Genomic DNA, 21,929 nt, shown 5'->3' on the forward strand with positions numbered 1-21,929 from the left:
CTGTGATCGAGCGAGCAACGAGCGCTGCGCATTAACTACCCGCTAACCATGACCCGGGCAAAAGTTGCCCAGTAAGACAGGCAGGTGGGGGCCTCCAGGTATCATGAGCGAGTTGGCGGCAACCGCGCCGGGTCTGGCGGCAGGCGAATCCACGGGTCTTGCGAAGAGCCCGATGAAGTCGCTCGCTTCCTTCGCGGGCCGCACCGATCTTCTCCTTGCGATCGCCGTGATGAGCATCCTGGTGGTGCTCGTCTTCCCGCTCCCGGCGATGCTGCTCGATCTGCTCCTGGCGGTTTCGATCATCGTCTCGGTGCTGATCCTGATGACGGCACTGTCGATTGAAAACCCACTCGAATTCACGGTCTTCCCGACCATTCTTCTGATCGCGACGATGCTGCGGCTGGCGCTGAACATGGCGTCGACCCGGCTGATCCTCGGACATGGCCACGAAGGCACCGCAGCGGCCGGCCATGTGATCGAAGCGTTCGGCCATTTCGTCATGGGCGGCAATTTCGTGATCGGGGTGATCGTCTTCGCGATCCTGATCATCGTGAACTTCGTCGTGATCACGAAAGGATCCGGGCGCATCGCTGAGGTTGCGGCCCGGTTCACCCTGGATGCCATGCCGGGCAAGCAGATGGCGATCGACGCCGATCTCTCCGCCGGGCTGATCGACGAGAAGGAAGCCCGCAAGAGGCGTAAGGAGCTCGAGGACGAATCATCCTTCTTCGGCGCCATGGACGGGGCCTCGAAATTCGTGCGTGGAGATGCGATCGCCGCCCTCCTGATCACCTTCATCAACATTATCGGCGGCATCATCATCGGGATGGCGCAGCAATCGATGGGCTTCGCCGATGCTGCGAAAACCTACACGCTGCTGACGGTCGGCGACGGTCTCGTCTCGCAGGTCCCGGCTTTGATCGTCTCGACGGCAGCCGGTCTGCTCGTCTCCAAGGCCGGTGTCCGCGGCTCCGCCGACAAGGCGCTCGGACGGCAGTTCTCCCATTATCCGAAGGCGCTCGGCATGTCGGCTGCGGTCATGCTGCTGATCGCGCTCCTGCCAGGAATTCCGATGCTGCCATTTCTGGGTCTAGCCGCCGGGGCCGCCTTTCTGGCGCGCCGGTTCGATCGCGAGGCGCGCGCAGCGGCCGCTTCTGCGCAAGGGTCGTCGGATACGGCCTCTGCGGAAGCGGCAGGTTTGCGGGAGGAGCCGATCAGCGACGTGCTGCGGATCGACGATCTCAAGGTGGAGATCGGATACGGCATCCTGGCGTTGATGAACGGTTCCGACGGAAACGACCGCGTCACGGAGCAGATCAAGGCGCTCCGCCGACAGCTCGCGGTGGAAATGGGCTTCGTGATGCCGTCTGTGCGCATCCTCGACAATGTCCAGCTCGAGTCGAACAGCTATGTCATCCGGGTCAAGGAGATCGAAGCCGGTATCGGCCAGATCTATCCCGGGCAATTCATGGCGATGGATCCGATGGGCGGACAGGTGCAACTGCCTGGCCACCATGTGCTCGAGCCGACCTTCGGCCTGCCGGCGACCTGGATCGATGCCGGCCTGCGCGACGAGGCGCAGTTGCGCGGCTACACCGTCGTCGATGCCGCGACCGTGCTCTCGACGCATCTCACGGAGATCATCAAGGGCAACATGCCGGATCTCCTCTCGCATGTCGAAGTGCAGAAGCTCATCAAGGAACTCCCCAAGGAGCACGCGGACCTCATCAAGGAGATCGTTCCGGCGCAGATCTCGACCACGGGAATCCAGCGTGTCCTTCAGCTCCTGCTCGCCGAGCGTGTCTCCATCCGGGATCTCGGCACGATTATCGAAGGGATCGCCGAAGCGTCAGGGGCTCTCAAGAACGCGCGCGATATCGTGGAGCATGTCCGGGTTCGCCTCGCCCGTCAGATTTGTGCGCAGCATGCCGGGCTAGGTGGGCAGTTGCCGATCGTGACGCTCTCGCCGCATTGGGAATCCGCGTTCCTCGACTCCATCGTCGGCCAGGGAGAAGAGCGGCACCTCGCGATGCAGCCTTCGAAGCTGCATGAGTTCGTCGCTCTCGTGCGCGAGCGTTTCGAGGAAGCCGCCCGGATGGGCGAGATGCCCGTGCTCGTGACCTCGGTCCAGACCCGACCTTTCGTGCGCTCGATTGTCGAGCGCTTCCGCCGCGAAACGCCGGTCATCTCGCAGGCCGAGGTTCATCCCCGCGTGCGGCTCCGGACGGTTGGGAGCATTTGAAGTCGAAGGCAATGCACTGCCCCAGCCGCCGCGCTTCCGTCCTTGCGAGCCGGAAGCGAAGCAATCTACCCGTCGACGGATGCGCCCCTGGATTGCTTCACTTCGTTCGCAATGACGGGGTGGCATGAGTGCCGGAAGAGCATTGTCGGGCAGATCTCAAGCCTGATGCGAGATCGGTGCGGCCACCTTGCGCAGCCATAGACTCGTCTCGAAGTCGCTTGGCTGCAGCGGCAGCCGCCGCACCACCTCCGGCAGCGGATATGCCGACTTAACGAAGTGACTCGCGAAAACAGGCGTGAAAGCGCCGCCCTGCATCAGTGCGCCGACGAGGAGTTGCTCGTTATAGCCGCGCCAAGCCCAGGCCTCGGGATAGGCATCCGGCAGGGTGATGTCGTGAACATGCAGGAATATCCCGGCCGGAAGGCGCGGCACCACGTCGAGGAACAGACGGTCGACATCAGTGCCCGCCATGGCCACGTGGCTCGAATCGACGAACAATATGTCGCCGGGTGCGAGATCCGCGAACACGGTTTTCCCGGCGTCCCGAAGGAGAGCCGGGATGTGCCGCACTCCCAGTCCGGCGATGGCGGCCCGGGGCGCCGGATCGATGCAGGTAATGATCGTTTCCAGACCGCCATCGGCGACGGCCCGAGCCAGAAAGCGGGTCGAATGCCCGGACCCGATCTCGACGATGCGAGCCGGTTTGTGGCGACGAACGATGGCGTAGGCGGCCGCGGCATCGAGGCGGGGGAACCAGTCCTGGTCGAACCGAGCCGGACCGCCCTCCTCTGCGATCCTCAGAAGATCCGGTGCTACCTCTTCGATTGCGGCCAGGGTATCGGAGAAGGCCGGGCCGGCGGCTTCGAAGAGCGGCCTTAGGGCCGGATAATCCTGCGCTCGCGTTCCCGCCGCATAGCGATAGGGAATGAAGAAGCCGCCGGGGCTCAGGCCGGTGACAGTCGGGAGTCCGAGCCGGAGTCGCCGCCACCAGACGCGCATCGGGCTGGCTCAGACGAGTGGGGTCGGAGGCTGACCGATCCCGCGGTTCTTCCAGGCCTGTGCGAGCCTTGCGCGCTCGAAGAGCAGAACGACCGCGATCGAGAGAGCGAAGGGGATGAGCAGGTAGAAGACCCGGAAGATGATCAGCGCAGCCAGCACATCCGCCTTCGGGATGTCCGGCATCGCGGTCAGGAAGACGAGCTCGAATACGCCAAGCCCACCAGGTGCGTGCGACACGAGGGCCGCGGAGAACGAGGCCAGGAACACGGCGAGCACCACCACGAAACTCGGTTCCAGCGGCGCCGGCAGAGCGAAGTAGATGATCCCCGCCGCTCCCAGGAGTTCGAGGGGAGCCGCGATCATCTGGCGGACCATGACGGCGGGTCGGGGATACTCGAGCTTGAACTTCCGGATCACCAGCGGGCGCAGGTGGAGAATCGAGCCGAGCATATAGAGAGCGACGATGGCGAGCAGCAGAAGGCCGATGCCGCGCGCCGTCGCTGGCGTCGTGAGCGCCTCGGGCAGGAGCCCCTCAAGGCGTTCGAGAAGCGTCGGGTCGATCGTCAGGACGACGCCGCCGAGAAGGATCGTCCCGAGCCCGAAGGTCAGGGAGCACAGAGCGACGAGCACGGCGATTTGCGGCGCGCTCAATCCTTTGGCGCTGTAGGCACGGTACCGGACGAGCGCACCCGAGAAGACCGAAGCCCCGACATTGTGTGCGAGCGCGTAGGTCGTGAAGGAGCACACAGAGACGTAGAGCCACGAGATGTGGCGGACGCCGAGATGCAGCAGAGCGATCCGATCGTACCAGGCGAGCGCCGCATAGGCCACGAAGGTCGAGAGGCCCGCCAGGGCATAGCGATGCGCCGGTATGGCAGTCAGGCTTGCCCACACGGCGTCGAGCGACAAGCCCCGAAGTTCCCGAAAGAGAAGCCAGCCCGACACGACGACCGCAGTCAGCCCGATCAGCGGCCAAATGAACTCACGCACGTTCTTCATCAAAAGCGGTCTGGCTCCTCCCAAGGCTCCCTGATGTGCCGAAAAAGGGCTTGCCTCGCAAGCTTCGCTGGCCGTCTTTGCGAAAGAGGTTCCAGCCGGCTGGCACTAGGGCAAGGAGCCGGCTCCTCTCCTGAGTCGATCGGTTGCACCCCGCCCGCCTCTCGGGCAGACCTGATGCCGAGTCCCGCCACACGGTCGAGGTTCGAGTGCCCTCGCTCAACTTGAATGGCTACACCGACCTCCCTCCCGGGAAGGTCGCATCCATCGTGACGTATCTCGAGATGAAGGAGCGGCCGCGTCTCAGACAGCTCGCCCGGCCGGCGGAATGGCGGCTGCAGGGTCTTTCCGGCGACCTCGATCGCTATCGGGCCCTGTTCCGGCGGGTCGGCGAGCCGTGGCTCTGGTTCAGCCGGGCTCTCATGCCCGAGCGGACATTGCGCGAGATCATCGGCAACCCGGACGTCGAGGCCCTCGCGCTCGTGGACGATGCGCAGGATTTCGGGCTGCTCGAGCTCGACTTCCGAAAGCCGGACGAGTGCGAGCTTTCCTTCTTCGGGCTCGTCCCGGAGAGGATCGGGAGCGGAGCCGGCCGGTTCCTGATGAACGAGGCAATCCGCCGGGCCTTTCGACGGAAGATTTCCCGCTTCTTTGTCCATACCTGTTCGCTGGATCATCCGGCGGCGCTGTCCTTCTACAGGCGCTCCGGCTTCGTTCCATACCGGCAGGCGATCGAGGTTGCGGATGACCCGAGGCTGAAAGGTTTCCTCTCCCGGAGTGCGGCCCCGCAGGTGCCGATCTTCCTTCCGGGAAACAGGGTGGATCCTTGATCGGTGATCCGCCAGGAAACGGATCGAACCCGCTATGCTTCTCTGTGCGCTCCGGGAACTCCCCGGAGCGCGAATGGCTCGGCCCGAGACTCCCGGTCCTACGCGGAAGCGCGCAGCGACCGTGACACGCCGATCTGGTCCATGGCCGCCTGATCACGGGCGTTGTCGAGCGCGCGCTCGCCGGCGCGCTCACGATCATCGAGGATTTCGATCTTCTTGAGTTCCTCGAAGGCCTCGCCGAGTTCCGCCTTCGCGTCCTCGAGCTGAGACTGCAGGTTGACCGCCGACTGGCGGAGATTGTCCCGGCGCTGCCCGGCGGCGCGCGCATAGGTGGGATATGCGAAGTGTGCCGGGTCCGAGATCCCGGCCTTCTGCTCCTCGACCGCGATCTCCCGGTCCAGATCCTCCGCCATGCGGTCGAACTCGGCGATCATCATCTCGATCTGAGCGACTCTGCGACGCCTCTCGTCGACCTGAAATCGTTTCAGACGCAGAAGCGTGTCCCTCGGCTTCATCGTTTCCTACTCCACGAAGGTTCAGACGCCCGATGAATTGCTCAGAATGTTCGTCAGGCGGGCGTAACCTTCGCCGATGGAGGTTGACTCTTCCTTACTCTGCGCCAGGAAGGCATCGAGGGCCGGGAAAAGCCGGATCGCCTCATCGACTTCGGCCGACGAGCCGGCGCGATAGGCGCCGAGCCGAATGAGCTCTTCCATATCCGCATAGGTTGCGAGCACCTGCCGGGCCCGGACGACCGTCGGCCAATGGGCGGGATCGCAGGACCGCGGCATCGTGCGGGACACCGATTTCAGGATATTGATGGCTGGGTAACGCCCGCGCTCGGCGATTGCGCGCTCCATCACGATGTGGCCGTCGAGGATTCCGCGGACCGCGTCGGCAACCGGTTCGTTATGGTCGTCGCCCTCGACGAGCACCGTGAAGATTCCGGTCACCGTTCCCTCCCAGGTTCCGGGACCGGCTCGCTCGAGCAGACGCGGGAGCTCGCTGAAGACCGTCGGCGTATAGCCTTTGGCGGTCGGAGGTTCGCCCACGGCCAGCCCGATGTCGCGCTGCGCCATCGCGAAGCGCGTCACGGAATCCATCATGGTCAGGACCGAGGCGCCGGCATCGCGGAAGAACTCGGATAGGGCGAGCGTCAGATAGGCCGCATTCCGCCGCATGAGCGCCGGCTCGTCGGAGGTCGCAACGACGACGACCGAACGGGCGAGCCCCTCCTCGCCGAGGTCGTCCTGCAGGAATTCCTGCACCTCGCGCCCCCGCTCTCCGACGAGGCCGATCACGGCGATATCGGCGGACGTGTGGCGGGCGAGCATCGACAGGAGCACTGACTTGCCCACACCGGATCCGGCGAAGATCCCCATTCTCTGGCCACGGCAGGTGGTCAGAAACGTGTTGATGGCGCGAACGCCGAGATCGAGCGGCCCGCCGACCCGCTGACGGGAATGCGCCGGCGGCGGATCGCGCCGGAACGGATAGAGAGTCGGCCCCTGCGGCAGCGGCCCCTTGCCGTCGACCGGGCGGCCGAGCGCATCCACGACGCGCCCGAGCCACGCCTCGCACGGACGCACGCCGCTCGCGGCCGAGCGCACCCGAGCCGCGCAACCGCGGCGAACACCTTCGAGCGACCCGAACGGCATCGCGAGCGCACGTTCACCCGCGAAACCGATTACTTCCGCGAGCACCGTGCCGCGGTCGATCGCGATCTCGACGGCTCCGCCCACGCTCATCGCGCTCACCGGGCCGGCTATTTCGATGAGCAGGCCGCGCACGGCGGCGACCCGTCCCCAAATCTCCAGCTCATCGATCTCCTCGATCGCCGAGAGCGCGTCGCGAAGACCACCCGCTCGATCGTTCACCATGGCTTCACGTAAACCTTTCGTTTACCGGCCTCCTTAACAATGAGGCCAGGGGAACGACCAGGCCACGCGTCGCTCCCTCGTCGGGATGTCTCCTGGACGCCTCGACTTTCGGCGTGGCGCAATGTGAGCCGATGACGATCCGTAACCCGCTGATCGACTTCAGATCGAAACAATACTGGGAGCCCTCGGCGTGCGACGCTTGCGCGTACGAATCAGGGTTTGTTAACCATTCGATACTAGGGTTGCGAATCGGATCAAAGCGGACATCTGCCCTCGCGAGGGGGGATGGGCGGGTTTCGCCGCTCGCACGCTGAGGGGCTAGGGCTGGGGATCGACAATGCGCGTACTTCTGATCGAGGACGACAGCGCCATAGCTCAAAGCATTGAGCTGATGCTTAAATCCGAGAATTTCAACGTTTACACCACCGACCTTGGTGAAGAGGGCATCGACCTCGGGAAGCTCTACGATTACGATATCATCCTTCTCGACCTCAATCTGCCGGACATGTCCGGCTACGAGGTGCTTCGCACGCTCCGGGTCGCGAAGGTGAAGACCCCGATCCTGATTCTGTCGGGCCTCGCGGGCACCGAGGACAAGGTCAAAGGGCTCGGATTCGGCGCGGACGACTATCTCACGAAACCTTTCCACAAGGATGAGCTCGTCGCGCGCATCCACGCCATCGTGCGTCGCTCGAAGGGGCATGCGCAATCGGTGATCACGACCGGCGATCTCGTCGTGAATCTTGACACCAAGACGGTCGAAGTCGCCGGCTCGCGCGTGCATCTCACGGGCAAGGAATACCAGATGCTCGAGTTGCTCTCCCTCCGGAAGGGCACGACGCTCACCAAGGAGATGTTCCTCAACCATCTTTATGGCGGCATGGACGAGCCGGAGCTGAAGATCATCGACGTCTTCATCTGCAAGCTGCGCAAGAAGCTCTCCAACGCGTCCCAGGGGAAGAACTACATCGAGACGGTGTGGGGCCGTGGCTATGTGCTCCGCGAACCGACCGATGGCGACGAGCGCATCGCGATCTGACCGAGAGACGCTTCGCTTCATGCACCAAGGCCCGGCTGACCAGCCGGGTCTTTTCGTTTGAGGAGTGTGATTTCGCCGTTGCGGCGAGTGCAGCCAAGCGATTGAGGCGTTGGCGCCACAATTCCTGGATTGCTTCACTTCGTTCGGAATGACGGAAGTGGATCCGGCGCACTCAGTTTCCGGAAGTTCTCGTCCCACTCCCATGCCCTCCTCGTCCTTGCGAGCCGGAGGCGAAGCAATCTACCCGTCGACGAGTGCGCCGCAGGATTGCTTCGCTTCCCTCGCAACGAAGATGTGGCACCGGGAATCGCAGAGCATCACGCCCGCGTCTCTCGCTCTACCCGATCAGGTCGAGGCGCGCAGCAAGTCCGGCGTTGCGCAGAACGCGGGATGCCGGGCGCCCGCGACACGGACTGGCGGAAGGCCCGGTGCGTCGGCGCGAGCATAAAGGCCGCGATGGTCGGGTTCGGGGACGAGCGCTTCCGTGAGGCCGAGCACCGTCTCGGCCGCTCCCAGCACGAGTGCGCCGTCCGGCGCGAGGGCCGCTGCGAGGCGTTGCAGCACGGCGGACTTCGTTGCGGTATCGAAATAGATCAGCACGTTGCGGCAATAGATGATGTCGAAGAAGCCGAACGGCGTGAAATCCCGGATGAGATTGGCGGTTCGGAAACTCACCATCTCGCGGATCTTCGGCGAAATCTGCCATTGATCTCCGACCTGCGTGAAGTGCTTCAGCAGGAGCTGGATCGGCAGACCGCGCTGCACTTCGAATTGCGTGTAGAGGCCGGCCTTCGCACGGTCGATCACGGCTTTCGAAAGATCGGTTGCCAGAATCTCGATCCGCCACCCGGCCAGGCTGGGTCTCGCCTCATCGAGGAGCATGGCAAGCGAGTACGGCTCCTGCCCCGTGGAGGCGGCGGCACACCAGATTCGGAGTCTTTTCGAAGCAGCCCTCGCTTTCATGTAGCGAGGCAGGAGAACCTCCTTGAAAAGATCGAACGGGATCTTGTCGCGGAAGAAGAAGGTCTCGTTGATGGTCATCGCCTCGAGCACCGAGATCTCGAGATCGGGATCGCGGCCGGCGCGAAGCGCAGCGACGAGCGCAGCGAGGCTCTCGAGGCCGAAGTGCCGACGCACCGGCTCGAGGCGGCTCTCCGCGAGATACTGCTTGTCCGGCGTCAAGGCGAGGCCGGAGCGCGCCTTCAGAAAGGCGCGAAGAAAGTCGAACTCCGGTTCCGTCATGGCAGTGAGCCCGTAATATGGTCTCTTAGAGCGGGGCCAATGGCCGACAGCGGTAGCACGCCCCGCGCGAGGCCCGCGCGCACGATGCTGCCGGGCATGCCCCAGATGGTGCTGGTCGCCTCGTCCTGGACGATGACGCTCGCGCCCGCGCGCACGAGCGCCCTCGCCCCCTCCGTTCCATCGGATCCCATGCCCGTCAGAACGATGGCGATCGCGGATGGGCCGAGAAAGGCTGCAGCGTCCCTGAACAGCACGTCGACCGCCGGCTTGCAGAAACTCACTGGTGGTCCATTCTCGATCCGGATCTCGGATCCGGAACGCAGGCCCATGTGGCGTCCGCCGGGGGCGACGTAAACGGTGCCCGGAGCAAGGGTCTCGCCGTCCTGCGGCTCGCGAGCCTGTATGCCGAGCCGCGTTCCGAGATGCTCCGCGAACGCCGCAGTGAAGGTGGACGGCATGTGCTGGACGAGTAGGACCGGCAGCTTGCGGATTGCAGGACCGAGCCCTCGGAGTACCTCCTCGACGGCCCGCGGTCCGCCGGTCGACGCACCGACGAGCAGGCATTGGGGGATCGCAGTGCCGGCCAATGCGAGCCGCGCCGCAGAGGGCGAATAACCTTCGGACCGCATGGACGTCTTGGGAGCGCCGAGTGCACGCAACTTTTCGATGAGCTCGTCACGAAATCCGCTCGCTGAAGCCTGCCGCCTCCCTTCGGGCTTGGGAAGATAATCGACGGCTCCGAGCGAGAGACATTTCAACGACGCTTGTGCATTCCGTTTCGTAAGCGACGAGACGACAACGACCTTTACTCCAGGGCGCCGGGCCAAGAGTTTCGGCAAGGCAGTCATGCCATCGATATCGGGCATCTCGAGATCGAGGAGCACGATGTCGGGCTTCGTACTCTCGAGCGCTTGGAGCGCCAGCCGGCCGCTCGCCGCAGTCGCGACGACATCGAATCCATCGGCCTCGCTCAGCCAGCGAGAGACGAGCCCACGCACGATGGCGCTGTCGTCGACCACCATGACCCTGGTGGAGCGGGATAACGGCTCGGGCTTGAGAGCGGTCGATGAGAACATCTCGGCGATACCGGTACGAGCGCGGCCGGCGCGACCGCAAGCGCAGTCTGTCAGGCGAGGCCGACCTCATGGAACTTCGCAGCGACGATGTCCCTGTCGAAGGGCTTCATGATGTATTCGTCCGCGCCTGCATGGAGGGCGCGGGCGATATGCCCGACATCATTCTCGGTCGTGCAGAAGAGAACCTTCGGTTCCGAGCCACCCGGCATGACGCGCAGGTGCTTGAGAAACTCGTAGCCGTCCATCACCGGCATGTTCCAATCCAGCAGGATGGCGTCCGGCATGCCTTCGCGGCAAACGTCCAGCGCCTTCTCGCCATCCTCGGCCTCGGAAATTCGAAACTCGAGTCCTTCGAGGATGCGGCGCGCCACCTTGCGGATCACCGCGCTGTCATCAACAACGAGACAATGCTTCACGTTGCATACTCCAGAAGCGGGACATCATGCAGCCCTCGACGTGTCGTCGAGAGCCAGCACGGCATCCACATCGAGAATGATCAAGAGCTGCCGATCGAGCCGGAAGACTCCGCGAGCAAGGCGCGACCAATGTGCGTCGAGATGGACCGGAACGGCTTCCATGCTGTCGCACGAAAGTCTCATGACCTCGCCGACATCGTCGATCAGCAGCCCGTACGATTCGCCGCCCAGTTCAAGACCGACGGCCATCCCGCGCTGTGTCTCCGCATCAGGAAGGCCGAGGCGTCTGCGGAGACACACGGCGGTCACGATCCGCCCGCGCAAGTTCAGAAGACCGACGATCTCGTGCGGAGCCAGCGGAACATCCGTGAGGGTGCTCGCGATGAACACCTCGTGAACCCGTCCGATTGGCAGGCCGAATAGTTGACCGGCGACGAGGACGGTCACGAAATCCTCGACATTATCGAGAGCGTGCGAATCCCGAGGCAGGTTCGTGTTGGCGGGGATGGAGGTCATGCGCTCTCCTGCGACTTACGAGGCGAGCGCAGGGGTTCCCCCCTCACCCGTCCCTTCGGGGCGACCTCTCCCTCTGGGGGAGAGGTGACGCACAACCTCTCCCTTGACGGGAGGAGTCGGACGCGAAGCGTTCGGGTGAGGGTGGCGGCGCCGGCGTCGATAATCATGCCGACTCTCCAAACGCATCCTGCGCCGCGGCCAGTGCCGATAGAAGCCCGGAACGATCGAACTTTGCGACGAACTCCGTGACGTTCAGCTTATGGCCGTGCTGAACGGTGTCCCGGCTCACGCCGGATGCGAGCGCGATCACCGGGAGATCGGAAAACCTGGGATCGGCACGCAGGGATTCGACGAGATGGAATCCATCGCGCTCCGGCATGTCGAGATCCGTCACGAGGACATCCGGCTGAAGGCCCCGTGAGATCAATTGAAGAGCATGGTCGGCAGAGGAAGCGGGATGCACCCGGTAGCCCGATGCCTTGAGCACCGGCACGAGCATGTCCCGAAAGAAATCCGAGTCGTCGACGAGGAGCACGGAGCGCGCCGATGCGGCCGCGCGCGAAGATGGCCTCATCCAGTCGTCATGAGCCAAGGGCAGAAAATGCGCGAGATTCACGATTTCCGTCGCCCTGCCGCGGACTACCGAGGAGCCCACGAGATCGGGCCTGCCGGCGACGAGTTCGATATCGAGGCTGTCGTCTACGATGTCGACGATCTCTTCGACGGTGAGGCCCATCGAGCGTTCGCCATCCGCAAACACGATAATCGCCTGCATGCCTTCGCGCTTGACGGCGAGATTCTCGTCGGCCGGCACGAGCGGCATCAATCGACCGCGGTACTGAAGGTAAGGACGCTCCCCCAGCCACTCGACCGCCGTCGCGTCGACTTCCTCCAGCCGGCTCACGAGCGAGAGCGGGATCGCCTTCAAGGCGGAGCCGGTGCCGCGGAACACGAGGAGCGTTTCGGTCTCGCCGCTTTGCTCGACCGGCTCGTCCAGAGCATCATCGGCTCGGAACTCACGGTCCGAGCTGTCCGATCCGACCTTGCGGGCGATGCCATTGGGGTCGATGATCAGAACGACTGCGCCGTCGCCCAGAATCGTGTTCCCCGAGAACAGGGGGATGTGACGCAGCTTGGAATTCATCGGCTTTACGACGATTTCCTCCGTGTGGAAGACGGTATCGACGAGAATTCCGAAGCGCTGTCCGCCGACCTGGGTCGCAACGACGTAACCTTCGTCTTCCTGCTCTGCCGCCAAGCCCAGAACCGCCGAGAGTGGCACGATCGGCAGCAACCGGTCGCGCAGCCGTAGGATCGGCGTTCCGTTGACGCGCTCGATCGCGTTGTCCGAGCCCGGCGATACCCGGACGAGTTCGAGGACTGCAACTTGCGGGATCGCGAAGCGCTGATTCTGCACCGAGACGATCAGCGCCGCGACGATCGCCAGCGTCAGCGGGATCTTGATCGTGAAGGTCGTACCCCGCCCCTGCTCGGAGCGGATCTCGATCGTGCCTCCGATGAGTTCGATATTCGTCTTGACGACGTCCATGCCGACGCCGCGCCCGCTCACCGATGTCACGGCCGTCGCGGTCGAGAAGCCCGGGTGAAAAATGAACCTGGCGACCTGCGCATCGCTCATGCGCTCGATTTCGGCCTTCGGAGCGAGGCCTCGCTCGATGGCTTTGCGCCGGATGGCGCGATGATCGAGACCCCGTCCGTCATCGGCGATCTCGATCGTGATGGTGCCGCCTTCGTGATAGGCATTGAGCCTGATCGTGCCGTGCTCGGGCTTGCCGGCGGCCTTCCGCTCCTGGGGCGTCTCGATGCCATGATCCGCCGAGTTGCGGATCATGTGCGTGAGCGGGTCCTTGATGATATCGAGTACCTGCCGGTCGAGCTCGGTATCGCCTCCTTGCAGGACGAGCTCGAGCTTTTTCGACAATTCTCCGGAGAGGTCTCGCACGATGCGCGGCAGCTTCTGCCAGGCACTTCCGATCGGCTGCATCCGTGTCTTCATGACGCCTTCCTGCAGTTCGGCCGTGACATGCGAGAGACGCTGCAGAGGCGCCTTGTAGGCAGGATCGTCGACGCGCCTCGCGATTTCGAGGAGCTGATTGCGCGTCAGCACCAGTTCCGAGACCATCGTCATCAGATGCTCGAGCGTGCCGACGGTCACGCGGATGGTCTGATTCTTTCCCTGAGTCTGATCCACGCTCTCGGGGTGATCGGCAATATCCGGCTTCGGGTCCGAATTTGGCCGCGCCGCAATCGGGAGTTCGGGCTCTGCAGCAGCGATATCGTCCGGACCAGGCGCCTCGCGAAAGGCGCGCTCGAGTTCGTCGAGAGAAACCTCGCGCGGCTCGAGCGGTCGCTCGAGACTCTGGACGGGCATCGGCTCCGCGGCTGCAGCACTATCTTCCGTGACCGGCCCCGGCTCCTGGTCGGCCATTTCCTCCAGCGCCGTGATGAGATCGGGATCCGAACCTTCCGGCTCGACCCCCTTGCGCTCGAGCTCGGCCAGGATCTCCTTCACCCTGTCGAGGGTTGCGAGGATGAGTGTGACGGCATCGCTCGTGACCGGCATGCCGTCACGGAACTTGCCCATCAGCGTCTCGGCGGCATGGGCCAGAGCCTCGAGCCTCGACAGGCCGAGGAAGCCGCATGTGCCCTTGATGGTATGGACGAGCCGAAAGATGTTGCGCAGGATCGACTCGTTGTTCGGATCCTGCTCAAAGCGCACGAGCTCGACATCGACGGTATCCAGGTGTTCCCCGGTCTCCGTCAGAAACTCGCGCAACAAATCATCCATCGGCCACTCAGCCCGGTACGCAATACCCGGCGAGTATGGCTGCTTGGTCTTTCCAATTGATTGAGATCCGGCCTCCCCTTGCCCATGGCGCGGCGAGGCCTCGCGCTGCGGCGGCTCAGATCACCGGAGCGGCTTCGATCGTCACCTCGTCGCCGGCAATCGTGAGCGACACGCTCATCTCCGCCGCTCGCGCCACGAGGCCTGCATAGAAAGTCTGGATTCCGTGGGCGTCGACGACGCCATTCTCGGGTGATCCGGCGAGCAAGGCCTGAGCGTGTGGCGGGATGCGCGCGTTGATCCCTTTGGCCTGCAGCACGAAGCGGCAATCCTCCCCATTTCCCGTCACGGTCACCGCGATGGAGCCCCCACGTGGGACCGCGTTGATCGCGGTGACGATCAGGTTCAGGAGCAGCTTCACCTTGTTCTTCGGCATCAGCTCGCGAGGTCCGGACCACGAGAACGTCACCTTCTCGTCCTGAAAGAGACCGCGGGCTACCTGCTCGGCATCGCCGAGATCGATCACGGCCCCCGCGGAGCCGGCCGCACCGAAGGCCAGTCGTGCGAACTGCAGGCGTGCCGAAGCCTGCTTCGCGCTCTTGCGGATCAAGTCGAGCGCGAAGTCGCGCATCGTCGCATCGGACTCGTCTTCGAGGACCTCGAGCCCATTCACGATCGCTCCGACCGGGGAGATGACGTCGTGACACACCCGGGAGCACAGCAAGGCGGCAAGGTCGAGCGAATCGAGCGTGATTTGGGCCATGACGACTCCGGTTGAGCTTCCGACGCGGCCGCCCCCCGGCCGCCCTGTCCCGGAGCCCGAAGACTGCCATGACCTCCCGGCAGCCCGCAGGCGGAGCGGGACGAATCCCGGATAACCGGCATCGCGCACTTTGAAAAGCCGGGCCGGGGATCGACACCACAGCGGCAAAAGGGCACAAAACGGCATGCCGCTCCGTGATCCTCAACCCGACCCAATCGCGCTGAAGCTCTCTGCGATCGCCATCGAAGCCGGATTGCTGCTCCAAAGGATGGAGCACTCCATCAAGGATCACCGCATCAAGGAAGACGGCACCCCGACGACGGGGGCCGATCTCGCAGCTGAAAAACTGATCATCGCGCGTCTGGGCGACACCTTTCCCGGCGTGCCGATCGTTGCGGAAGAGACCGCGAATGCCGTTGCCCCGGAGGAGTATTTCTTTCTCGTCGATCCTCTCGACGGCACCGGCGATTACATTCGGGGCACGGGCGAATACAGCGTCAACATCGCGCTCGTGAAAGAGGGTCGCCCCATTGCGGGAGTCATTGCTGCCCCTGCCCTGAAACGGATCTGGATCGCAGGCGATCATGCCTCCGAGGGCGAGATTTCCGATAGCGCCGCCGACGAGATCGCGTGGCGTCCGCTGCAGTCACGAATCGCCGTCGAGGGAGAACTCGTCGCGCTCGTCAGCCGCCGTCACGGCGATGCGACGACGGATGCCTTGCTGGATGCGCTCTCGATCCGGACACGCCGCACCGCCTCCTCCGCGGTGAAGTTCGGCCTGATCGCCGCTGGTGAGGCGGATGTCTATATCCGCTGCGGGCCGACGATGGAGTGGGATACGGCAGCGGGCGACCACATCCTGACGCGTGCAGGAGGGCGGGTGATCGGCCCCGGCGGCACGCCAATGACGTATGGGCATCAGAGCCGCGGCTACAGAAACGGCCCCTTCGCTGCGGTTGGAGATACCAGACTTGCGCAGCGCGTATTGCTTCCTGCAACGGCGAGCGCCTGACACCTGAAGGCTGTTGTGCGGCAAGCTTCCGCTCGGCGCCTCCGCTCGCTCGAGGCAAGCGGCTCAAACGCGCGATGTGACGACAGGTTGCTATCGCTGGACCAGTTCCGCGCGAAGACCGAGCCACGCCTCCTCGCTACGGGCCGGGATCGTCGCATCGCTGAGGAAGCGTGCCCGGCTATCCTCCGATCGGAACAGATAAAGACGACCATCGCGGACGACGTGAAACGCCGGGGACGCGTTGACGATCCGCTTCTGGCTTGCCGCCAAGGCATCGTATCCGCCGATCCGGGGGGCGTAGGCATCGGGAGATGCGACGAAAGCGGCCTTGTTGGCTTCGCTCGCGAAGCGCCATGCGACGCCCGCCCAGACGACCTGCAGTTCCGTCTGCCCCGGCTTGGGTCCGTCCGGGAGAAAGAACGTGACCGGATCGAGTCCCGAGAGCGCGAGCCCGGTGAGTTCGTCACGCTGAAATACCTCGGCGAGACCCGCCGGCTCTGGGAGCCGTGGGACCGACCGGCTGCCGGCTTGCGCGGCTGCAAGAGACGGCAAGAGGACGACGAGCAGCGCAATCGTCGCGGTTCGTAAAGTCATTGTTAATCTTGATAAACCTAGAAGATGTTTCGAGCCCCGAACGCTCGTCGATCACAGGACACGATCTTCCGCAGAACGTGTGAAGATTCGGTCGATGGCTTCGATGCGGAGCATGGCATCTGGATGCTCCTGTCTCGAAGCAGAGGAGGTCGCTCATGAGTCTCGTGAAAAATCTTGCCGGTGCCCTCGCTCTCGCGCTGCTGACGGGCTTTGGCACCGTTCCAGCCGCAGCGGTCGGCGCTTATTCCGCGCAGACCACGAGTCCCGGCGATCCGAACACCTTCAACCCGGAAGAGCTGGTGAATTCGGGCCACCAGTTCTTCGGCGGAATTTCCCGCGGTCTCGCGCTCGCGGTCCAGGAGGCCGTCCGTCGCTGGGGTGAGCCGAACGGCTACATTCTGGGGCAGGAGGCATCCGGTGCCTTCTTCGGCGGGCTGCGTTACGGCGAGGGCAATCTCTTCACGCGCAATGCCGGACAGCGGCGCATCTTCTGGCAGGGCCCCTCCCTGGGCTTCGATGTTGGAGGTGACGGCGCCCGGACGATGATGCTCGTCTACAACATGCCTTCCGTGAACGCCCTCTTCCGGCGCTTCCCTGGGATCGACGGTTCGGCCTATCTGATCGGTGGATTCGGCGTAACTGCGGTCGGCTCCGACGAAATGGTGGTCGTCCCGATCCGGTCGGGTCTGGGCTGGCGCCTCGGTGTCAACCTCGGCTACCTGAAATTCACCCCCGAGCCGACTTGGAATCCCTTCTGACGAGCAGTTCCTTCTGCTCACATGCCTGTCTGCCGGGAAGCTATGCGGATCAGGAGCGCTCTCGAGCACCCCAGCGGCCCGAGCAGGCGATTTCTCCCGGCCATCCATGTCCTGCACCGGATCCGCCGGATAGCGTTCCTCTGACATCGGCCGGCGGCTCCCTCCTCCGGTTCCTGCCCCCAACCGGTCCGGCGTGAGCTGCATTGCCGGCTGGCGATGTTTCCGGCGCGCCACGCCGCCAAAGCAAGCAGCCGAGGAAGTGACAAACCTTCGGCTCGCCTCTTGCCATGGGGCCGGGATCATGGCGAATGGTGCGGCCCCTGCCGGGCGGAAGCCCACCCGCGACCGCTCTGGAAAGCGTCGCCGGAGCATGGCAGGGTGCAGCCGCTTTCTCTCGCTCAGCCAGGAGTCCGTTCCCGCGTGATCGAATCCGTCATGGTCTTCGCGCTGGGGTTCCTGGCGGCAACCCTGATTTCGCTCCTGATCATCCCGGCCGTGAATGCGCGGGCGGAGCGCCTCGCCCGCCGCAGGGCCGAAGCCCTTTTCCCGATGTCGATCTCGGAGCTTACTGCGGAGAAGGATCACCTGCGCGCAGAGTTCGCCGTTCTTCAACGCAAGCTGGAGCGCCGGGCGGAGGACGCGCTCGCCGTCAAGCACCAATCCCTGGAGGAGCTTGGCCGCCGGGCCATGCGGATCGAATCCCTCGAGACGCAGCTCGCGGAGCGCGACCGGACGATCTCCGATCTGGAGCAGGATCTCGCCGAGACGGGAAAGAGCCTCGCCGAATCCGTGGCCGAGCTCGATTCGACCAGAACCTCCCTGTCCGGTGCAAGGGACACGCTCGCGGCCCTCGAGGAGGCGCACCGGCGCACGCTCACGGAGCTGAGCGCGACCCGCGACGAGTTCGAACGCACGGGCACGACGGTGGCGGAAATGCGCGCCGAGCTCGGCACCGGCCAGGACCGGTTTTCAAAGCTCGAGGCCGAATACCAGGATCTGACGGCACGCTGGAACGATGTGCTGAACGATCTCGATGCCAAGCGGATCACGATTTCAGACGTCGAAACGCGTCTCGCCACTCAGTTCCAGCGCGCAGAAGATCTGGAGCGTTCCCTTCGGGAGCGGGATGCCGAGCTGGCGGAAGAGCGGCAGCGCCTCACCGATCTGGCAGGCAATCTTCTCGCCGAGCAGGAGCGTGTCATCGAGCTGGAAGCCAGGATCCGCGAGCTGGAAGGCGAACGCGACGCCAGGAGCGTGGAGGACGCATCTCGGGTCAACGATACCGAGAGCTCTCACTCCGCTCGTGAGGGGAAGTCTCCCGCATTCGAGACTGATCGGGAAGCCCGGACGGCAGCGAATCTCGAAGAGCCACAGGCCCTGAAGGAGGATCGAAGCGAGATCCGATCTCTCGTCGAAAAGCTCGAAGCCGAGAAGGCCTCGCTCGAAAGTGCACTGGCGACCGCCCGCGAAGATGGCGCAAGGCTGAGCCGGGAACTCGAGGCGGCTCGAAACCCGGACGCTTCAAATGCCAGGATCGCGGCCGAGAACGAAGACCTGCGCCGGCGAATCTCGGAGCTCGCCGACACGATCATGCAGGCCAACTCGTCCGCCAATTCTGCGAACAATTCTACGAAACGCATGAAAGGCCGGCGAAACGCTGCCCGATAGCGGATTCCTTCCCAGCAAGTCCTGGGTGCTCGCTGCTCCACCGCCACGCCAGACCGCATGCCGGGCCGGATGAAGGGGGCGCCCCGACTTGCGTCGGGACACTGGAATAGTAGAGCCTGAATCGTCAGTTTGGGCCGGCTCAACGGCACAATCACCCAACTCTTGGAGTTTCCCATGGACTTAGGCCTGACCGGCAAGCGTGCTCTTGTCCTTTCATCCAGCCGTGGCCTTGGCCGCGGTGTGGCCAGCGCTCTCGCAACCGAGGGCGCGAACGTCCTCATGACCGCTCGCTCCGCCGATCGCCTGAATGCCGCGGCGGCAGAGATCAGCGCCAAGGGACCGGGACGGGCGCACGCATTCGTGGCCGATCTCACCCGTGACGTCGAAGCCATTTATCAAGAGGCGGTTCGGGTTCTGGGCGGCGTCGACATCCTCGTCGCCAACACGGGTGGACCGCCTGCCCGAATGGCGCTCGGCGTCAAGCCTGAGGAATGGGTTCCTCAATTCGAAGCGATGGTGCTGCCGGTGTTCAGGATCGCCGGTCTCGTCCTGGACGGAATGCGCGAGCGCGGATGGGGCCGGATCGTGACGGTCGCCTCGTCCGGAGTCATCCAGCCGATTCCGAACCTGGCCATGTCCAACACATTGCGGTCATCGATCGTCGGCTGGTCCAAGACCCTCGCGACCGAAGTGGCCAGCCAAGGGATCACGGTCAACATGGTCCTCCCGGGCCGGATCGAGACCGACCGGACCGGTGAGCTCGATGCCGCGAACGCCAAGGCGCAGGGCAAGACCATCGAGGAGATCGCTGAAGCGGCTCGCGCCTCCATTCCGGCTGCCCGCTATGGACGGGTCGAAGAATTCGCCGACATGGTGTGCTTCCTCGCGTCCGAGCGGGCGAGCTATGTGACCGGCAGCATGATCCGCGTCGACGGCGGAGCGGTCCGCTCGGTCTGAGCCAGTTCGGCACTCGCTTCACGCAGCCGGCTCGGCGAGAGCCGGCTGCGGCGTGGCGCACTCGGGGGCCGCTCTGCTATTTCGGCTGCACGCTCTGTGTGCCGCCTGGGCTTCCGGGAGGCGGAATGACGGGCGTCGTTCCGGGGTTCGGAACCGGAGCCGGGACCGTCATATCAGGAGCGATATCGGAAGGCGGCCGAATCACGCCTTCGCTTTGCTCCAACTTGTCGCTCAGCGTCCCGCTCGAGCCCGTAGTCCCGGTCGATGACGGGTCCCGCAGGGGCGGGTCGACCTTCTCGGGTATGGTTGCCCGCGGGCCCGGCATGTTCGGGGCCTGCTGCTGAGGCGGCAGATCCTGCGCCAGGGCGCTCCCGGCCAAGCCGGCCGCCATGCAGCCGGCAACGAGATACCGCAAGGGATTCATCATATCCATTCCTCCTGACAAGGAACGGACGGGGTGGGGAGCGGTTCCGGCCGCTCCCGGGTTGCCCCGGAGGAGCGACTCTTCAGGCGGCTTCTGCCGATGCGCCCGCCATGCCGAGATAGAGCTCGCGCAGCCGGCGGGTCAGCGGGCCGGGTTTGCCGTTCCCGACGGGCCGTCCGTCGATCGAAACGATCGGTAGAACGAAGTTCGAAGCGCTCGTCAGGAACGCTTCGGCCGCGTCATGGGCTTCCTCCAGCGTGAAGAGGCGCTCCTCGATCGTCAGCCCTGTTTCCTGGGCCAAGGCGAGCGTCGATTGCCGGGTGATGCCGGGGAGGATGGCGTGCGAGAGCGGCCGCACGACGATGCTGCCGGCCTTCGTGATGATGAAGGCACTCGAGGAGCCACCTTCTGTGACGAAGCCGTCCTCCACCAGCCACGCCTCCTGAGCCCCCGCCTCGACGGCCGCCTGCTTGGCGAGAACCTGAGCCAGCAGGGATAGGGACTTGATATCGCGACGTTTCCAGCGAAGGTCCGGCACGCTGATGACGCTGATCCCGGTCTCTGCCGCCGGAGAATGAACGATGGATTTCGCCTGGGTGAACATGAGAACCGTGGGCTCGGTGCTCTTCGGAAACAGGAAGTCCCGCTCCGCGACCCCACGGGTCACCTGCAGGTAGAGGAATCCTTCGGCCAGCCCGTTGCGCCGGACCAGCTCCTCCTCAAGGCTCGTCCATTCCGCACGGCTATACGGATTCGCGATCCGAACCTCACCGAGGGACCGCTCCAGGCGCACCAGATGCGCCTCGTTGTCGATGAGCCGGCCACCCAGCACGCCCATTCCCTCGTAAACGCCGTCCCCGAACAGGAATCCCCGGTCCATCACCGGGATTCGCGCCTGTTCGGCGGGGAGGAAGGAGCCATTCAGGAAAACGATTCGGGACATGGGAACTCCGTGCGTGAAAGGGAGCCGTCATGAGGTTGCTTCCTTCGCGGGACACCTATTGCCGCTTTTGATGGCTGCGTCACCGGGAAACCACAGAAATCAGCCTCCGAGCAGTGCGCGGATGGCAGGGTCGAGCACCGGCCCGACTGGCACGATCCCCGTCGGATTGATGGTGAGGTGGCTCTCGTAGTAGTGCCGCTTTATATGGCCGAGGTCGACGGTCTTCGCGACACCCGGCATGCCGAGGAGCGCGACGAGAAAGCGGGACAGGTTCGGATAGTCCGCAATCCGGCGCAGGTTGCACTTGAAATGCCCGACATAGACCGGGTCGAAGCGAATCAACGTCGTGAAGAGCCGCCAGTCGGCCTCGGTGAGCATCTCGCCGCAGAGAAACCGTTGCTGCTCGAGCCTCTCTTCGAGCAAGTCCAAGGTCGAGAAGAGAGGGCCGATCGCTTCCTCGTAGGCCTCCTGGGTGGTCGCGAAGCCGGCCCTGTAGACACCGTTGTTGACTGTCTCGTAGATCCGCGTGTTCAGCGCGTCGATCTCGTCGCGGAGCGGCTCGGGGTAGTAGTTGCCGGGGAGCGCCCCGACGCCGTCGAAGGCGGAGTTGAGCATCCGGATGATCTCGGATGACTCGTTGTTCACGATCGTCCGCCGCTGCTTGTCCCAGAGCACCGGGACCGTTACCCGGCCGGTGTAGTGCGGGACCGCTGCGGTGTAGATCTCATGGAGGCGGCGGGCCCCCATGATCGGATCCGGAATGACCCC

The 21,929-nt window shown here is 64.3% G+C and carries 21 protein-coding genes; 7 read left to right on the forward strand and 14 right to left on the reverse strand.

Going from position 1 to position 21,929, the window contains the following annotated elements:
* Nucleotides 1-103 precede the first annotated feature (103 nt).
* Nucleotides 104-2,242 carry a flagellar biosynthesis protein FlhA gene (flhA, locus tag BN1233_RS29820; RefSeq protein WP_046867313.1) on the forward strand — a complete coding sequence of 713 codons (2,139 nt, stop codon included), beginning with the start codon at nucleotides 104-106 and terminating at the stop codon, nucleotides 2,240-2,242.
* 156 nt (nucleotides 2,243-2,398) lie between these two features.
* On the opposite strand, the gene BN1233_RS29825 is transcribed toward flhA, so the two are convergent.
* Both BN1233_RS29825 and BN1233_RS29830 read right to left on the reverse strand, forming a co-directional pair.
* On the reverse strand, nucleotides 2,399-3,241 hold the full coding sequence (locus BN1233_RS29825; RefSeq protein ID WP_046867314.1) for a class I SAM-dependent methyltransferase: 843 nt from the start codon (nucleotides 3,239-3,241) through the stop codon (nucleotides 2,399-2,401).
* A gap of 9 nt (nucleotides 3,242-3,250) precedes the next feature.
* Nucleotides 3,251-4,240: a lysylphosphatidylglycerol synthase domain-containing protein gene (locus BN1233_RS29830; RefSeq protein WP_046867315.1), complete on the reverse strand. Its 990-nt coding sequence runs from the start codon at nucleotides 4,238-4,240 to the stop codon at nucleotides 3,251-3,253.
* A gap of 206 nt (nucleotides 4,241-4,446) precedes the next feature.
* On the opposite strand from BN1233_RS29830, the gene BN1233_RS29835 reads away from it, so the two are divergent.
* A complete protein-coding gene (locus tag BN1233_RS29835) occupies nucleotides 4,447-5,067 on the forward strand; it encodes a GNAT family N-acetyltransferase (protein WP_046867316.1) in 621 nt (206 codons plus the stop codon).
* A 98-nt stretch (nucleotides 5,068-5,165) separates the two neighbouring features.
* Here the strand turns inward: BN1233_RS29835 and fliJ are convergent, their stop codons facing one another.
* Nucleotides 5,166-5,582: a flagellar export protein FliJ gene (gene fliJ / locus BN1233_RS29840; RefSeq protein ID WP_046867317.1), complete on the reverse strand. Its 417-nt coding sequence runs from the start codon at nucleotides 5,580-5,582 to the stop codon at nucleotides 5,166-5,168.
* Nucleotides 5,583-5,603: 21 nt separating this feature from the next.
* Nucleotides 5,604-6,947, reverse strand: a complete 1,344-nt coding sequence (fliI, locus tag BN1233_RS29845; protein WP_046867318.1) for a flagellar protein export ATPase FliI — start codon at nucleotides 6,945-6,947, stop codon at nucleotides 5,604-5,606.
* Nucleotides 6,948-7,284: 337 nt separating this feature from the next.
* Here fliI and ctrA point away from each other — a divergent pair, with 337 nt between their 5' ends.
* The gene (gene ctrA / locus BN1233_RS29850; protein WP_046867319.1) at nucleotides 7,285-7,986 is read left to right on the forward strand and encodes a response regulator transcription factor CtrA; all 702 of its coding nucleotides are present in this window, start codon (nucleotides 7,285-7,287) and stop codon (nucleotides 7,984-7,986) included.
* 345 nt (nucleotides 7,987-8,331) lie between these two features.
* Here ctrA and BN1233_RS29855 read toward each other — a convergent pair whose 3' ends face one another.
* The 6 genes from BN1233_RS29855 to chpT form a co-directional block, all read right to left on the reverse strand.
* Nucleotides 8,332-9,228 (reverse strand): CheR family methyltransferase, encoded by an 897-nt coding sequence (locus tag BN1233_RS29855; protein WP_046867320.1) that lies wholly within the window; start codon nucleotides 9,226-9,228, stop codon nucleotides 8,332-8,334.
* Entirely contained in the window at nucleotides 9,225-10,304 is a 1,080-nt protein-coding gene (locus BN1233_RS29860; RefSeq protein WP_046867321.1) for a protein-glutamate methylesterase/protein-glutamine glutaminase, read from the reverse strand. The genes BN1233_RS29855 and BN1233_RS29860 overlap by 4 nt, the downstream gene beginning before the upstream one ends.
* Nucleotides 10,305-10,354: 50 nt before the next feature.
* Nucleotides 10,355-10,720 (reverse strand): response regulator, encoded by a 366-nt coding sequence (locus BN1233_RS29865; protein ID WP_046867322.1) that lies wholly within the window; start codon nucleotides 10,718-10,720, stop codon nucleotides 10,355-10,357.
* A gap of 24 nt (nucleotides 10,721-10,744) precedes the next feature.
* On the reverse strand, nucleotides 10,745-11,236 hold the full coding sequence (locus BN1233_RS29870; RefSeq protein ID WP_046867323.1) for a chemotaxis protein CheW: 492 nt from the start codon (nucleotides 11,234-11,236) through the stop codon (nucleotides 10,745-10,747).
* Nucleotides 11,237-11,399: 163 nt separating this feature from the next.
* Nucleotides 11,400-14,045 carry a hybrid sensor histidine kinase/response regulator gene (locus tag BN1233_RS29875; protein WP_046867324.1) on the reverse strand — a complete coding sequence of 882 codons (2,646 nt, stop codon included), beginning with the start codon at nucleotides 14,043-14,045 and terminating at the stop codon, nucleotides 11,400-11,402.
* Between the two features lie 115 nt (nucleotides 14,046-14,160).
* Nucleotides 14,161-14,805, reverse strand: coding sequence for a histidine phosphotransferase ChpT (gene chpT, locus BN1233_RS29880; protein WP_046867325.1), 645 nt, complete (start codon nucleotides 14,803-14,805; stop codon nucleotides 14,161-14,163).
* A gap of 184 nt (nucleotides 14,806-14,989) precedes the next feature.
* Between chpT and BN1233_RS29885 the strand changes: the two genes are divergently transcribed.
* On the forward strand, nucleotides 14,990-15,817 hold the full coding sequence (locus BN1233_RS29885; RefSeq protein ID WP_046867326.1) for a 3'(2'),5'-bisphosphate nucleotidase CysQ family protein: 828 nt from the start codon (nucleotides 14,990-14,992) through the stop codon (nucleotides 15,815-15,817).
* A 90-nt stretch (nucleotides 15,818-15,907) separates the two neighbouring features.
* Here the strand turns inward: BN1233_RS29885 and BN1233_RS29890 are convergent, their stop codons facing one another.
* On the reverse strand, nucleotides 15,908-16,411 hold the full coding sequence (locus tag BN1233_RS29890; protein ID WP_046867327.1) for a YHS domain-containing (seleno)protein: 504 nt from the start codon (nucleotides 16,409-16,411) through the stop codon (nucleotides 15,908-15,910).
* A 155-nt stretch (nucleotides 16,412-16,566) separates the two neighbouring features.
* Here BN1233_RS29890 and BN1233_RS29895 point away from each other — a divergent pair, with 155 nt between their 5' ends.
* From BN1233_RS29895 to BN1233_RS29905, 3 genes are all read left to right on the forward strand, one after another.
* On the forward strand, nucleotides 16,567-17,169 hold the full coding sequence (locus tag BN1233_RS29895; protein WP_046867328.1) for a DUF1134 domain-containing protein: 603 nt from the start codon (nucleotides 16,567-16,569) through the stop codon (nucleotides 17,167-17,169).
* Between the two features lie 420 nt (nucleotides 17,170-17,589).
* Nucleotides 17,590-18,837, forward strand: a complete 1,248-nt coding sequence (locus tag BN1233_RS43435) for a coiled-coil domain-containing protein (RefSeq protein ID WP_053086451.1) — start codon at nucleotides 17,590-17,592, stop codon at nucleotides 18,835-18,837.
* A 174-nt stretch (nucleotides 18,838-19,011) separates the two neighbouring features.
* Complete coding sequence (locus tag BN1233_RS29905; protein WP_046867329.1) at nucleotides 19,012-19,794, forward strand: SDR family oxidoreductase; 783 nt, start codon at nucleotides 19,012-19,014, stop codon at nucleotides 19,792-19,794.
* 76 nt (nucleotides 19,795-19,870) lie between these two features.
* Here BN1233_RS29905 and BN1233_RS29910 read toward each other — a convergent pair whose 3' ends face one another.
* From BN1233_RS29910 to BN1233_RS29920, 3 genes are all read right to left on the reverse strand, one after another.
* On the reverse strand, nucleotides 19,871-20,221 hold the full coding sequence (locus BN1233_RS29910) for a hypothetical protein (protein WP_244470803.1): 351 nt from the start codon (nucleotides 20,219-20,221) through the stop codon (nucleotides 19,871-19,873).
* 79 nt (nucleotides 20,222-20,300) lie between these two features.
* Nucleotides 20,301-21,161, reverse strand: a complete 861-nt coding sequence (locus BN1233_RS29915) for a D-amino-acid transaminase (protein ID WP_046867331.1) — start codon at nucleotides 21,159-21,161, stop codon at nucleotides 20,301-20,303.
* 99 nt (nucleotides 21,162-21,260) lie between these two features.
* On the reverse strand, nucleotides 21,261-21,929 hold a 669-nt coding region (locus BN1233_RS29920; protein WP_046867332.1), incomplete at its 5' end, for a glutathione S-transferase family protein.

Origin of the sequence: Microvirga massiliensis, from assembly GCF_001006805.1 — a bacterium.
In the GTDB taxonomy this organism is placed as follows: Bacteria; Pseudomonadota; Alphaproteobacteria; order Rhizobiales; family Beijerinckiaceae; genus Microvirga; species Microvirga massiliensis.

Coding starts and splice junctions, on each gene's coding strand:
- flhA (WP_046867313.1), top strand. CDS start 104: ATGAGCGAGTTGGCGGCAACCGCGCCGGGTCTGGCGGCAGGCGAATCC.
- BN1233_RS29825 (WP_046867314.1), bottom strand. CDS start 3,241: ATGCGCGTCTGGTGGCGGCGACTCCGGCTCGGACTCCCGACTGTCACC.
- BN1233_RS29830 (WP_046867315.1), bottom strand. CDS start 4,240: ATGAAGAACGTGCGTGAGTTCATTTGGCCGCTGATCGGGCTGACTGCG.
- fliJ (WP_046867317.1), bottom strand. CDS start 5,582: ATGAAGCCGAGGGACACGCTTCTGCGTCTGAAACGATTTCAGGTCGAC.
- fliI (WP_046867318.1), bottom strand. CDS start 6,947: ATGGTGAACGATCGAGCGGGTGGTCTTCGCGACGCGCTCTCGGCGATC.
- ctrA (WP_046867319.1), top strand. CDS start 7,285: ATGCGCGTACTTCTGATCGAGGACGACAGCGCCATAGCTCAAAGCATT.
- BN1233_RS29855 (WP_046867320.1), bottom strand. CDS start 9,228: ATGACGGAACCGGAGTTCGACTTTCTTCGCGCCTTTCTGAAGGCGCGC.
- BN1233_RS29860 (WP_046867321.1), bottom strand. CDS start 10,304: ATGTTCTCATCGACCGCTCTCAAGCCCGAGCCGTTATCCCGCTCCACC.
- BN1233_RS29870 (WP_046867323.1), bottom strand. CDS start 11,236: ATGACCTCCATCCCCGCCAACACGAACCTGCCTCGGGATTCGCACGCT.
- BN1233_RS29875 (WP_046867324.1), bottom strand. CDS start 14,045: ATGGATGATTTGTTGCGCGAGTTTCTGACGGAGACCGGGGAACACCTG.
- chpT (WP_046867325.1), bottom strand. CDS start 14,805: ATGGCCCAAATCACGCTCGATTCGCTCGACCTTGCCGCCTTGCTGTGC.
- BN1233_RS29885 (WP_046867326.1), top strand. CDS start 14,990: ATGCCGCTCCGTGATCCTCAACCCGACCCAATCGCGCTGAAGCTCTCT.
- BN1233_RS29890 (WP_046867327.1), bottom strand. CDS start 16,411: ATGACTTTACGAACCGCGACGATTGCGCTGCTCGTCGTCCTCTTGCCG.
- BN1233_RS29895 (WP_046867328.1), top strand. CDS start 16,567: ATGAGTCTCGTGAAAAATCTTGCCGGTGCCCTCGCTCTCGCGCTGCTG.
- BN1233_RS29905 (WP_046867329.1), top strand. CDS start 19,012: ATGGACTTAGGCCTGACCGGCAAGCGTGCTCTTGTCCTTTCATCCAGC.
- BN1233_RS29910 (WP_244470803.1), bottom strand. CDS start 20,221: ATGATGAATCCCTTGCGGTATCTCGTTGCCGGCTGCATGGCGGCCGGC.
- BN1233_RS29915 (WP_046867331.1), bottom strand. CDS start 21,161: ATGTCCCGAATCGTTTTCCTGAATGGCTCCTTCCTCCCCGCCGAACAG.